The sequence below is a fragment of the Niallia sp. FSL W8-0635 genome (assembly GCF_038007965.1).
Taxonomy (GTDB): domain Bacteria; phylum Bacillota; class Bacilli; order Bacillales; family Cytobacillaceae; genus Niallia.
In genome coordinates, this window is record NZ_JBBOYD010000001.1 from 1,848,506 (window position 1) to 1,861,774 (window position 13,269).

The following is a 13,269-nucleotide window of genomic DNA, read 5'->3' on the forward strand; positions in this document are numbered from 1 at the left end:
GTAGCAGGGTTTGATAAAATACAAAAAGGAATGAGTTTTAGCATAGGCTGTTAGTCCGAACTTTATTTATATAAATTGAAAATAATTTTGAAAAACAGTCTTCGATTAAAATAATGGCTTTTTTCTAAAAGATTGTTGCTTTCTCAATAGAAAAAATCAATTAATGAGGAAATCTGAGCAGCCTGAATACACGTAGACTCCTGTGGGATTAGCGAGACAGCCTGAGACCCTGCAGGCGAAGCCGAAGCGGCTCAGCGCGAGCCCCACGGAAAGCGGAGTGTATTCAGGCTGCGGCTCATAGCAACAAACTTTACGAAATAATTCATTTTAACCGACTATCACTCTCAACGTTTGGAGGAAATAAGGTGGCAATAAAACAAATTGTAATGTTCCCAGATCCGGTATTAGAAACACCGTGCGAGGAAGTTACAGTATTTGATAAAAAATTAGCAAAGCTATTAAACGATATGTATGATACGATGATTGAATTTGATGGAGTCGGACTTGCTGCTCCGCAAATTGGTATACCGAAACGTATTGCTGTAGTAGATATTGACGATGAAATGGGTACACTGGAATTAATTAACCCAAAATTATTAGAGGTAAACGGATCCCAAGTAGGACCAGAAGGCTGTTTGAGTTTCCCAGGATTATTTGGAGATGTCGAAAGGCCTTATTCCATAAAAGTGGAAGCACAAAATAGAAAAGGAAAAAAATATATAATAGAAGCAGAAGAATATTTAGCACGCGCGATTTTGCATGAAATGGATCACTTAGATGGAGTATTATTTACTTCAAAAGTAATTCGCTATCTAGAGGAAGAAGAGCTAGAAGGAGTGGAAGCAAATGACTAAAGTAGTGTTTATGGGAACTCCGGACTTTTCTGTTCCTGTATTACAAAGATTATTAGAAGAAAAGTATGATGTGATTGCAGTTGTTACCCAGCCTGATCGTCCTGTTGGCAGAAAAAAAGTGCTCACACCTCCTCCAGTAAAGGTGGAAGCGTTAAAGCATAATATTCCTGTCTATCAACCTGAAAAGATTCGTCAATCAGAAGAGCTGAAAACGATTATTTCTCTAAACCCAGATATTATTGTGACAGCGGCTTTTGGACAAATTTTACCAAAAGAATTATTAGATGCACCGAAATTTGGATGTGTAAATGTCCATGCATCTCTACTTCCAGAATTAAGAGGCGGAGCTCCTATTCATTATAGTATCTTACAGGGTAAAGAGAAAACGGGGATTACAATCATGTATATGGCAGAGAAATTAGATGCTGGGGACATTATCTCCGTTGCCGAAGTGAAAATTGAAGAAGAAGATACGGTAGGAACACTTCATGATAAATTAAGTGTTGTTGGAAGTGATTTATTAGCCGAAACTTTGCCTAAACTGTTAGCAGGAGAAATTACTCCTATACCTCAAAAGGACGAGGAGGCAACGTTTGCGCCAAATCTAAAACGTTCAGATGAGAAAATTGATTGGTCTACTTCTGGTGAAGAAGTTTATAACAAAATTCGTGGGTTAAATCCGTGGCCAGTAGCCTTTACCCTATATCAAGGGAATGTGATGAAAGTATGGGCAGGAAAGAAAGTCACGAAAACGATAGATGCGGCTCCTGGAACCATTGTAGAAATTACAAATCAAGGACCAATTGTCGCAACAGGAAATGACACCTATATTCAATTAACAGAAGTGCAACCAGCAGGGAAGAAGAAAATGGACATTGGCCAATTTTTACGTGGTGCTGGTAGCAAGATGCAAGTAAATGAGATATTAGGAGTAACAAATGAAGAAAACTAGAAAAAATGTTCGGGAAGCAGCATTGGATATTTTGGAGAGCATTCAAAAAAATCAAGCGTACAGCAATCTCTTACTAAATACAACAATCAAAAAAAATGAGATTCCATCAAAGGATATTGGTTTATTAACAGAAATCGTATATGGAACCCTTCAACGAAAAATGACGCTTGAATTTTATCTACAGCCTTTTATTAATAAAGGAAAGAAAATGGAAGTTTGGGTGCATATTCTCTTACAGATGACGCTGTATCAAATGGTATATTTGGATCGCATTCCTGATCATGCTGCGATTAATGAAGCGGTAGAAATTGCGAAAAAAAGGGGCCATAAAGGCATTAGCGGCCTTGTAAATGCTGTTTTACGCACTATTCTTAGACAGGGCTTACCAGCTTTTAGTGAGATTCCAGATGAAATAGAGCGCCTTGCTATTGAAACAAGTCATCCACGCTGGCTTGTAAAAAGATGGGTGGAGCAGCTTGGGATAGAAGATGCAAAGAAGATGTGTGAAATTAATTTAACAGCACCCATGCAAACAGCTAGGGTAAATACAACGAAAATCTCTGTCGCAGAATGCTTATCCCTTTTAACAGAAGAAGGCTTCTTCGTTGAAGCGAGTGAGGTAATTCCAGAAGGAATCAAGGTATTAAAAGGTAATGTAGCCCATTCATCTGCTTTTGAAAAAGGAATGTTAACAATTCAAGATGAAAGCTCGATGATTGTTGCTTATGCTTTAGATGTAGACAAGCCGTATTCCGTATTAGATGCTTGCGCCGCACCAGGTGGTAAATCAACACATATTGCAGAGAAAATGAATAAGGAAGGAAAAGTCCTTTCCATTGATCTTCATGAGCATAAAGTAAAGCTGATTAAGCAAAATGCAGATCGCTTAGATTTACCAAGCATTGAAACAAAAGTAATGGATTCAAGGAAGTTAGATAGTACCTTAGAAAAAGAAAGCTTTGACCGTATTCTACTTGATGCTCCTTGTTCAGGATTTGGAGTAATGAGAAGAAAACCGGACATGAAATATACGAAAACGGAGGCAGACGTTGATCGCCTGCAGAAAATCCAATTAGATTTATTAGCTTCTGTTTCACCTCTCTTAAAAAAAGGTGGATTATTAGTATATAGTACATGTACGATTGATAAAGCAGAAAATGAAGAAGTGGTTGAAAAGTTCTTGGCGGATAATTCACAGTTTGAAAGAGACGTAAACTTAGCGGAACGATTGCCGACCGAATTGAAACAATATACAGATGGAAATGAATTACAGGTATTACCGCAATATTTTGGCTCCGATGGCTTTTATATTGCAGCATTAAGAAAGAAGGTGTAATGATGGAACAAGTAAAAACATCATCAAGAAGAAGACAAAAGGCAGAACCAACTATTCCCTCCATTTACTCAATGGAATTACAAGCATTAAAGGATTGGCTAACAGAGCATAATGAAAAGGCGTTTCGTGCTGATCAAATTTTTGAATGGCTATATAAACAAAGAGTAACCTCATTTGAGGATATGACTAACTTATCGAAAAATTTACGTTTGATGTTACAGGAAAATTTCACGATTACAACATTAAACACGCTTATTCAGCAAACATCTAATGATGGAACAATTAAGTTTTTATTTGAATTACATGATGGCTATTCGATTGAAACAGTTTTAATGCGCCATGATTATGGCAATTCTGTATGTGTAACGACACAAGTAGGCTGTCGAATTGGATGTACATTCTGTGCTTCTACCTTAGGTGGATTAAAAAGAAATTTAGAAGCAGGAGAAATCGTTGCTCAAGTCGTAAAAGTACAACAGGCACTAGATGAATTAGGCGAACGTGTAAGTTCTGTTGTTATTATGGGGATTGGGGAACCATTTGATAACTTTACTAGTATGTTAAGTTTCTTAAAAATTATTAATCATGAACAAGCATTGAATATTGGTGCAAGACATATCACTGTTTCCACTAGTGGTATTATCCCGAAAATTTATGAATTTGCAGATCAAAATATGCAAATTAACTTTGCTGTTTCCCTTCACGCTCCAAACACGGAGCTAAGAAGTAGACTAATGCCGATCAACAGAGCGTATAAATTACCTGATTTAATCGAAGCAATCCGTTATTATGTAGATAAGACAGGAAGACGAGTAAGCTTTGAATATGGCTTGTTTGGTAATGTAAATGATCAAGTAGAGCATGCAGAAGAGCTAGCTGAGCTTGTAAAAGGAATAAAGTGTCATGTTAACTTAATTCCTGTAAATTATGTACCAGAAAGAGACTATGTAAGAACACCGAAAGATCAAATCTTTTTATTTGAAAAAACGTTAAAGAACCGTGGAGTAAATGTTACAATCCGTCGTGAGCAAGGTTCAGATATCGATGCGGCATGTGGACAGCTTCGTGCGAAGGAGAGAAAAGAAGAGACGAGGTGATCACCTTTGAGTCAAATTTTTATGACTGATAAGGGGAAAGTTAGACAACATAACGAGGATAGTGGAGCAATTATTAGAAATAAAAGCGGTCAACGCCTTGCCATCGTAGCAGATGGCATGGGCGGGCACCGTGCAGGTGATGTTGCAAGCTCGCTCACTGTTGAAAAACTGACAGAACTTTGGACAATGGTTGAGGAGATAAAAACTGCTGATGACGCAGAAAACTGGTTGAAGACGAATATATTAAAGGTCAACCAATACGTTTTCGACTATGCTTCAACCCATCCAGAATGTGAAGGGATGGGAACAACCATTATTGGGGTAATCAGTACAGAGAATTTTTCAACGATTGCACATGTGGGGGACAGCAGATGCTATCTTTATACTGAAGATGGCTTTAAACAAATTACAGAAGATCATTCCTTAGTAAATGAATTAGTTCGAATGGGCCAAATTTCCAAAGAGGATGCAGAACACCATCCGCGGAAAAATGTTGTTTTACGAGCACTAGGAACAGATGCTCAGTTAGATATTGATGTGATGACGATTATGTTTGAAGAAGGGGACATTATTTTCATTTGTTCCGATGGCTTATCAAACAAAGTAACCGATCAACAAATTAAAGAAGTGCTTGAAAAAGAGCATACGCTTGAAGAAAAAGCTTCTACATTAATTGAAACAGCTAATAGAAATGGCGGGGAAGATAATATTACAGTCGTTATATTAGAGCATGGGGATGGTCATCAAGCAGGTGACGAGCAATGATGATTGGGAAAAGAATAAGTGGTCGGTATAAGGTATTAGATATGATTGGCGGAGGTGGAATGGCAAACGTCTATCTTGCGCATGATATGATTCTTGATCGGGATGTAGCTGTCAAAATGCTAAGACTGGATTATGTTAATGATGAAGAATTTATTAAACGATTTCATCGAGAAGCACAATCAGCAACAAGCTTAGCACATCCGAATATCGTCAGTATTTATGATGTTGGGGAAGAAGGAGACATCTATTATATTGTCATGGAGTATGTGGAAGGCGATACATTAAAACAATATATACATAAAAATTCGCCGCTTTCTGTCGAGACAGTTATCGCAATTATGCAACAAATCACATCAGCAATCGCCCATGCCCATCAAAATCATATTATTCACCGGGATATAAAACCGCATAATATTTTAATAGATAAAGATGGGAAAGTGAAAGTGACAGATTTCGGAATCGCGATGGCTTTGAGTGCGACAAGTATTACGCAAACAAATTCTGTGTTAGGATCTGTTCATTATTTATCTCCTGAGCAAGCGCGTGGGGGAATGGCGAATAAAAAGTCCGATATTTATTCCCTTGGGATTGTGATGTTCGAATTATTAACAGGAAGACTTCCTTTTTCAGGAGAATCTGCTGTTTCGATTGCATTAAAGCATTTACAGTCAGAAACCCCCAGTGTAAGAAGATGGAATGAAGGAATTCCACAGAGTGTGGAAAATATTGTTTTGAAAGCAACCGCGAAGGATCCTTTTTATCGATACAATAGCATGGAAGAAATGTCAGATGATTTACGCACTGCTCTTGATATAGAAAGAATAGATGAACCGAAATTTGCGATTCCGATTGATGATGAAGCAACAAAAGCAATACCTGTCATCACCAATGATGGTTTGTATAAAAATTTCGATGAAACGATTGTTCATAAAAATGAAAAAGAAGAGCCTGGGAAACAACAGGTAAAGGAAGAACCGAAAAAGCTCGAGAAGAAAGAAAAAAAGAAAAAGGGCAAGAAAAAAGGAAAGAAAATAGCTGCTATTATTATTTCAACATTTATTGCCTTAATCTTACTAATAGGAATAGTAATTTTTGTATTGCCAGACTTATTGGAGCCAGAAGATATCGAAATTCCTGATGTTACTAATCTAGAGGTGGAAAAAGCTAAACAAGAGCTAGAACAAAAAGGGTTTGTTGTATCTGACACGATCACCTTAAATAGTGAAGACATCGAAATAGGTCATGTTATTAAAACAAGTCCTAGTGCAGGTAGTACCAGAAGAGAAGGGACAGAAATTACTTTATATGAAAGCTTAGGAAAAGAGACAGTTGTCTTAAGTGATTATGTAGGTAGAAATTATGATGATGTTGTTAAACTATTAGAGGGGTTTAAAGATGTCGACAAAGTGGAAGAGTTTGATGAAAACGAACCACCAGGAACCATCCTAGCTCAAAGTATTGATCCAAATGAGGAAGTAGTGCCGAGTGAAACATCAATAGAGTTCACAATCAGTAAAGGTGCAGAGCTAATTAGTATTAAAGATTTGACGGATTATACGAAAAAAGAAGTAAATGATTATGTTAGCGATGTTGGATTAACGGTAGCATTTTCCGAAGAATATAGTGATACAGTTGAAAAGGGACTAGTCCTATCCCAATCTCCAGAAGCGAGAACGAATTTGAAAAAAGGCGCAGAAATTTCCGTTGTTCTATCTAAAGGGAAGAAAGAAGTACAACCAAAAGAAGTCATGAAAGAAATTTCCATTCCGTATGAACCGACAGAAATGACTCCTGATGGAAAGCCGGTAGAACAAACCGTTAGAATTTATATTGGTGATTTTAATAATAGCATGACAGAACCTGCTGAGACGTTTACAATTACCGAAAATACGAAGAAAACGATCTATCTGCAAATTCCAGAAGGGCAAAAAGGATATTATCGTGTGCAAATTGATAGTGTTGTAATCCTCGATGAAGAAGTTCCGTACCCAAATTGATGGTAATGGCTATTGGTTTGAATTGCAAAGATAAGGGAATGCTTCTTTTTAGGAACACATTAGAAATGTTTTAAAGGCTAAAAGTAGTAAGGAGCGTTATATGTATGCCTAAAGGCAAAATCATTAAAGCATTAAGTGGATTTTACTATGTATTAAGTGAGGGTCAATTAATACAATGCCGGGGAAGAGGCGTTTTCCGCAAAAATAAAATCACTCCTTTAGTAGGGGACGAAGTAGTATTTCAGGCGGAAAACGAAACAGATGGGTATATCCTTGAAGTGAATGAAAGAAAAAATGAACTAGTAAGACCACCCATTGCAAATGTCGATCAGGCCATTCTTGTCTTCTCTAGTGTAGAGCCTGATTTTAGCACCGCATTATTAGATCGTTTTCTAGTATTAATCGAATACAACAGAATTGATCCACTAATTTGTATTACGAAAATGGATTTGGCGAATAGCGATGAAGTATCAAAGATGAAGGAATTTGCAGCACAATACGAAGCTGTTGGCTATCCTGTCATATTAACTTCTTCTGAAACCGAAGCAGGGATAGAGCAGCTATTACCTTATTTAAAGGATAAAATTTCAGTATTTGCCGGACAATCAGGTGTAGGGAAGTCTTCCTTGTTAAATGTAATTAGACCCGATTTAGACTTAAAAACAAATGAAATCTCCTCGAGTTTAGGAAGAGGAAAGCATACAACAAGACATGTTGAGCTTATTTCAATCGGAGACGGACTTGTCGCAGATACACCAGGTTTTAGCTCTCTAGAATTTCTTGAAATCGAAGCAGAAGATTTGAATTATTGTTTTCCTGAAATAGAAAAAACGAGCGAAAACTGTAAATTTAGAGGCTGTCTCCATCTTTCAGAACCTAAATGCGCAGTGAAAGAAGCGGTCGAAAACAATGAAATACCAGCTTATCGTTATGAGCATTATAAAGATTTCCTTCAAGAAATTAGAGATAGAAAACCTAGATACTAGGTAAATTGACTTTCAATGTCCCACAAAAGCAGATTCTTTCTATAGCTATTTGTAGTAATTGCTTGATTAGCAGTCTTTCCATTCAAGCAAAGGAAACAAAGGGTTATATATAAGAGTCTGCATTTTTGTATAGAAAGAGATAGAAGGAAAAACAGAGGAGGAGAACAATGATTGTACATATTATGGCTGGTGGTCCAAAGCAATATATTCCTGAAGTAGACAGCTATCCGAAAGATGTTTGCTGGATCGGAGTGGATCGCGGGGTAATTTATTTAATGGAAAAATCTTTGCCGATATATGCTGCTTTCGGCGATTTTGATTCCATTTCAGAAGAAGAACTGCATACAATAGAAGAAAAAACAGGAATCATTAAACGTTTTAAGCCAGAAAAAGATGAAACAGATATGGAGCTTGCACTTCTATGGGCGATCAAAGAAGGAGCAACAGTCATTCGACTATTCGGTGCAACAGGAGGAAGACTTGATCATACATTTGCTAACCTTCAGCTCTTATTAAGAGAAGCAATAGATAATAAAAATATTGAAGTGGAAATAATGGATAAACAAAATAGCATAGCCGTTGTACAAGCGGGATCTTATACCTTGAAAAAGAGGAGTGAATACAAATATATTTCATTTTTCCCCTTTAGTGCAAAGATTATAGGTCTAACTTTAGAAGGTTTTAAATACCCTTTAGTAAGGAGAAATCTTCCTGCTAGCAGCACATTATGCATTAGTAATGAACTAATTCGAGAAACTGGTACTTTTTCCTTTGATGAAGGCATATTAATGGTAATAAGAAGTTGTGATTAAAATTTGATTAATGATGGTACTAATTTGTTTTATCTGAATAGGATATGTAAGTGCTAGCGATGTTTATTGATTAAGGAGGGACAGTATTCATGAGATTTTATACCATTAAATTGCCGAAATTTTTAGGAGGACTTGTCCGCGCAATGTTAGGAACCTTTAAGAAGGACTAACAAAAGATTCTGCGAATTTTTTTTGTAAAGACAACCTTTAGTGAAAAGGCAGGGAATTTCGAAACTTGTACTTATATGGTTTGCTTGTAGTGTTGGTAAGAAAGACAAAATAAAAAAGGACATGTGACATGTCCTTTTTTATTGCGATCTGATTATACGCGTTCTACTTTACCAGATCTTAATGCTCTAGCAGATACCCAAACACGTTTAGGCTTACCGTCTACTAAAATACGAACCTTTTGAAGGTTAGCTCCCCAAGTACGTTTGTTAGCGTTCATAGCATGGGAACGAGCATTACCTGTAGTTGTTTTTCTTCCAGTGATAACACATTTACGTGGCATGTATATTTCCCTCCTTATTACAGAAACCCATTAAAATGAGTTTGAAAAGTCATAGATAGCAATTACTTATAGTCTGCTAAATAATCCTCGTTACAGATACCTTAATAATTTATCATACAACTTAAATGAATGCAATAGTTGGATTAAAAGCTTTCAAGAAAATTTCCTTGACATCAAAACTAGTTCGTTTAATCATACTCTTTATGGGAATAGTAAAATTAGTAACTTTTTTCTGAATTTATCCCAATGCTTTAATAGAAGTATTGTTTTGTTATATAATAATAATAAGCTTTTTAACTATAGCTTTCAAAAAAGTATTGGTTATAGTAAAATGTCAGTAGTCAAGGAGCAATTCCAAAGGGGGAAATCTCATGTCCATTGAACTAAAAACGAATTTCGGACAAATTGATATATCTACAGAAGTTATCGCGACAATCGCAGGTGGAGCAGCAGTAGACTGCTACGGTATTATTGGAATGGCGTCGAAAAATCAAATTAAAGACGGCTTAACAGATATTTTGCGAAAAGAAAACTTTACACGTGGTGTAATCGTTCGAAAAGTTGAAGAAGAAGTACATATTGATATGTATATCATTGTAAGTTACGGAACGAAAATCTCCGAGGTTGCGCACAATGTTCAATCAAAAGTTAAATACACACTCAATAAGACAGTTGGACTTGCCGTTGACTCGGTTAATATTTACGTTCAGGGAGTTCGTGTGACGAACCCGTAGTAGAGGAGGAAACACAGTGTCAATTACAGTTTTAGAAGGAAAGCGTTTTGCCGAAATGGTAATCCAAGGTGCAAACCATTTATCCTCTAATGCTAAATATGTAGATGCGTTAAATGTTTTTCCAGTACCAGATGGAGATACAGGGACGAATATGAATTTATCGATGACTTCAGGTGCAAAGGAAGTCCAAAAGAATATTCAATCACATATCGGTAAAGTTGGAACCTCATTATCAAGAGGTTTACTAATGGGAGCTAGAGGAAATTCAGGGGTTATTCTTTCTCAATTATTTCGTGGATTTTCCAAACATATTGAGCAAAAGGAATCCATAACTGGTCATGAATTTGCACAAGCTTTACAATTCGGTGTGGAAACAGCATATAAGGCAGTAATGAAACCTGTGGAAGGAACGATTCTAACAGTTGCTAAAGATGCAGCAAAGAAAGCGGTTCAATCTGCAGAAACAAATGACGACATTATTGTTATCATGGAAGATACAGTAAAAGAAGCAAAAGCTTCATTAAATAGAACGCCAGATCTTCTGCCTGTATTAAAAGAAGTTGGAGTAGTTGACAGTGGTGGGCAAGGCCTAGTATTCGTATACGAAGGCTTCCTTGCTGAACTAAAAGGGGAAAAACTTCCTGACGCTGTACAAAACGTTGTCTCTATGAACGAATTAGTAAATGCCGAGCATCATAAAAGTGTTCATAGCTATATCAATACAGAGGATATTGAATTTGGCTATTGCACAGAGTTTATGGTTCGTTTAGAGCAGGAGAAATTAGGAAACAAGCCGTTTTCGGAAGATGACTTTAGACAGGCTTTAAGTAAATACGGCGATTCTTTACTAGTTATCGCAGATGATGAAATTGTGAAAATTCACATTCATTCTAATAAGCCAGGTGAAGTATTGACATTTGGTCAAAAATACGGAAACTTGGTGAAAATGAAGATTGAAAATATGCGTGAGCAACATAGTAGTTTAGTGGATGGTGCGGAAGGCCATCAAGAAACAACTGCTCATTCTGTGGAAGAACAAAAAGAGTATGGAATTGTAACAGTTTCTATGGGAAGCGGCATTGCAGATTTATTCAGAAGCATCGGTGCTCATTATGTTATCGAGGGCGGTCAAACGATGAATCCGAGCACAGAAGATATTGTAAATGCAGTAAACCGTATAAATGCGAAAAAGGTCTTTATTTTGCCAAATAATAAAAATATTATTATGGCAGCAGAACAAGCGGCAGAAGTATTAGAACAAGAGGTTGTTGTTATTTCTTCTAAAACGGTACCTCAAGGAATGTCAGCCCTACTTGCTTTCAATCCTTCTAGCGATTTAGAAACAAATGAAAAGAATATGAAAGCCGCACTTGAGCATGTGAAGACAGGTCAAATTACGTATGCCGTAAGAGATACAAGCATTGATGGCCTGGAAATCGAAACTGGCGACTTTATGGGACTAGCAGAAGGTAAAATCGTTGTAAAAAGCAAAGATAAAACAGAATCTGCAATGGAACTTTTAAAGTCCATGATTGATGAGGATTCTGAAATTGTAACAGTAATCAAAGGGGAAGAAGCGACGGAAGAAGAAGTTGAAACGCTTGTATCCTTTATCGAAGAAAATTATGAAGACGTGGAAGTAGAAGTGCATAACGGAAAACAACCACTCTATTCCTTCATTTTTTCCATTGAATAAGTATTAGGTTAAAAAGGTGTGCCTGTATGTATAGGCATGCCTTTTTTGTATGTTTGGGGGTGTGACGATCGGTCGGGCAATTTTGTTTGAAAGAAGAGAGCTGGGGACGGAGTCTGTTACTTTGTAGGTGATTGGCTGAATGAAAAGGTAAATAGAGAAGCGATGTCTGAGCCTGTTTGGGTAGGGAAAGGACGCGTGGGGTAACAGAGAAGAGGACTCTAAGCCCGTTTATTCAAGAAAAAGTCGTACAAGGTAACAGAGAAGGAGTCTCTAAGCCCATTCAGTCAAGAAAAGGTCGTATAAGGTAACAGAGAAGGAGTCTCTAAGCCCGCTCAGTCAAGAATAGGTCGTATAAGGTAACAGAGAAGCAGCCTCTAAGCCCGCTCAGTCAAGAAAAGGTCGTATAAGGTAACAGAGAAGCAGCCTCTAAGCCCGCTCAGTCAAGAAAAGGTCGCACAAGGTAACAGAGAAGGAGTCTCTAAGCCCATTCAGTCAAGAATAGGTCGTATAAGGTAACAGAGAAGGAGTCTCTAAGCCCATTCAGTCAAGAAAAGGTCGCACAAGGTAACAGAGAAGCAACCTCTAAGCCCGTTCAGTCAAGAAAAGGTCGCACAAAGTAACAGAGGAATTCCCCGCCAAGATCCACAAAGCAAACAAAATCGCACTATATAATTGTCCCATATCAATCAACAAACACAACAACTATAACGTTCCAATTATCAAAATAAATAGAACGATAAGAATTAGAACCATATATTAATATAGTATGATATTATATAGTGTAATGAATTTAAATAAGGTAATGCTGAAAGACTCTTCATTTGATATTAGAGTATTTAAGGGGAGAAAAATCCATGAAATATAAAAGCGTTTTTGATATTATTGGTCCGGTTATGATTGGTCCATCTAGTTCTCATACAGCTGGTGCTGCGCGAATTGGAAGAGTGGCCCGAAATCTTTTTGAAAGAGAACCGAAATGGGTTAATATTCATTTTTATGGTTCGTTCGCTGAAACATATAAGGGTCATGGAACAGATGTGGCGATTATTGGAGGAATCCTTGATTTCGATACATTTGATGAACGTATTAAACAGTCCTTAGAAATCGCAGAGCAGCATGGAATTCAAGTGAAATTTAATATAGAAGAAGCCATTCCAGAGCATCCAAATACAGCTAAAATTCAATTAGGCGATGAAAAGGGAGAAATGGAGCTAGTCGGAATTTCTATTGGTGGCGGAAAAATAGAAATAACAGAGCTTAATGGATTTAAGCTAAAGCTCTCTGGTCATCATCCTGCAATATTGGTTGTCCATAATGATCGCTTTGGGGCGATTGCGAAGGTTGCAAATGTATTGGCTAAATATGAAATAAATATCGGCCATATGGAAGTAAGCCGTAAAGAAAAAGGGAAATTGGCTTTAATGACAATTGAAGTCGATCAAAATATAGAAGAACCAATTTTAAAAGAGCTCGAACAATTGGATTCAATCGAAAAAGTAACAACGATTGTGGAATAAAGAGGGAGGGGT

13 protein-coding genes are annotated in these 13,269 nt (G+C 37.1%); 12 read left to right on the top strand and 1 reads right to left on the bottom strand.

Annotated features, from left to right (window positions below):
* The first annotated feature begins 365 nt into the window (after window positions 1–365).
* The 9 genes from def (at window position 366) to spoVM (ending at window position 8,969) form a co-directional block, all read left to right on the top strand.
* On the top strand, window positions 366–854 hold the full coding sequence (def, locus tag NYE52_RS08610; RefSeq protein ID WP_341192696.1) for a peptide deformylase: 489 nt from the start codon (window positions 366–368) through the stop codon (window positions 852–854).
* Window positions 847–1,806 carry a methionyl-tRNA formyltransferase gene (gene fmt, locus NYE52_RS08615; RefSeq protein WP_341192697.1) on the top strand — a complete coding sequence of 320 codons (960 nt, stop codon included), beginning with the start codon at window positions 847–849 and terminating at the stop codon, window positions 1,804–1,806. The genes def and fmt overlap by 8 nt, the downstream gene beginning before the upstream one ends.
* The gene (gene rsmB, locus NYE52_RS08620; RefSeq protein WP_341192698.1) at window positions 1,793–3,142 is read left to right on the top strand and encodes a 16S rRNA (cytosine(967)-C(5))-methyltransferase RsmB; all 1,350 of its coding nucleotides are present in this window, start codon (window positions 1,793–1,795) and stop codon (window positions 3,140–3,142) included. Before fmt ends, rsmB begins: the two co-directional genes overlap by 14 nt.
* Window positions 3,142–4,239: a 23S rRNA (adenine(2503)-C(2))-methyltransferase RlmN gene (gene rlmN / locus NYE52_RS08625; protein ID WP_341192699.1), complete on the top strand. Its 1,098-nt coding sequence runs from the start codon at window positions 3,142–3,144 to the stop codon at window positions 4,237–4,239. The genes rsmB and rlmN overlap by 1 nt, the downstream gene beginning before the upstream one ends.
* A gap of 6 nt (window positions 4,240–4,245) precedes the next feature.
* Window positions 4,246–5,004, top strand: coding sequence for a Stp1/IreP family PP2C-type Ser/Thr phosphatase (locus tag NYE52_RS08630; protein WP_341192700.1), 759 nt, complete (start codon window positions 4,246–4,248; stop codon window positions 5,002–5,004).
* Complete coding sequence (pknB, locus tag NYE52_RS08635; protein ID WP_341192701.1) at window positions 5,001–7,001, top strand: Stk1 family PASTA domain-containing Ser/Thr kinase; 2,001 nt, start codon at window positions 5,001–5,003, stop codon at window positions 6,999–7,001. Before NYE52_RS08630 ends, pknB begins: the two co-directional genes overlap by 4 nt.
* A gap of 104 nt (window positions 7,002–7,105) precedes the next feature.
* A complete protein-coding gene (gene rsgA / locus NYE52_RS08640) occupies window positions 7,106–7,987 on the top strand; it encodes a ribosome small subunit-dependent GTPase A (protein WP_341192702.1) in 882 nt (293 codons plus the stop codon).
* A 167-nt stretch (window positions 7,988–8,154) separates the two neighbouring features.
* A complete protein-coding gene (locus tag NYE52_RS08645; RefSeq protein WP_341192703.1) occupies window positions 8,155–8,799 on the top strand; it encodes a thiamine diphosphokinase in 645 nt (214 codons plus the stop codon).
* Window positions 8,800–8,888: 89 nt separating this feature from the next.
* Window positions 8,889–8,969 carry a stage V sporulation protein SpoVM gene (spoVM, locus tag NYE52_RS08650; RefSeq protein ID WP_016201070.1) on the top strand — a complete coding sequence of 27 codons (81 nt, stop codon included), beginning with the start codon at window positions 8,889–8,891 and terminating at the stop codon, window positions 8,967–8,969.
* A gap of 152 nt (window positions 8,970–9,121) precedes the next feature.
* Here spoVM and rpmB read toward each other — a convergent pair whose 3' ends face one another.
* Complete coding sequence (gene rpmB, locus NYE52_RS08655) at window positions 9,122–9,310, bottom strand: 50S ribosomal protein L28 (RefSeq protein WP_016201071.1); 189 nt, start codon at window positions 9,308–9,310, stop codon at window positions 9,122–9,124.
* 371 nt (window positions 9,311–9,681) lie between these two features.
* Between rpmB and NYE52_RS08660 the strand changes: the two genes are divergently transcribed.
* The 3 genes from NYE52_RS08660 (at window position 9,682) to sdaAB (ending at window position 13,257) form a co-directional block, all read left to right on the top strand.
* Complete coding sequence (locus NYE52_RS08660) at window positions 9,682–10,044, top strand: Asp23/Gls24 family envelope stress response protein (protein WP_341192704.1); 363 nt, start codon at window positions 9,682–9,684, stop codon at window positions 10,042–10,044.
* Window positions 10,045–10,060: 16 nt separating this feature from the next.
* Window positions 10,061–11,740 carry a DAK2 domain-containing protein gene (locus NYE52_RS08665; protein WP_341192705.1) on the top strand — a complete coding sequence of 560 codons (1,680 nt, stop codon included), beginning with the start codon at window positions 10,061–10,063 and terminating at the stop codon, window positions 11,738–11,740.
* Between the two features lie 854 nt (window positions 11,741–12,594).
* Entirely contained in the window at window positions 12,595–13,257 is a 663-nt protein-coding gene (sdaAB, locus tag NYE52_RS08670) for an L-serine ammonia-lyase, iron-sulfur-dependent subunit beta (RefSeq protein WP_341192706.1), read from the top strand.
* The last annotated feature ends 12 nt before the right edge of the window (window positions 13,258–13,269 follow it).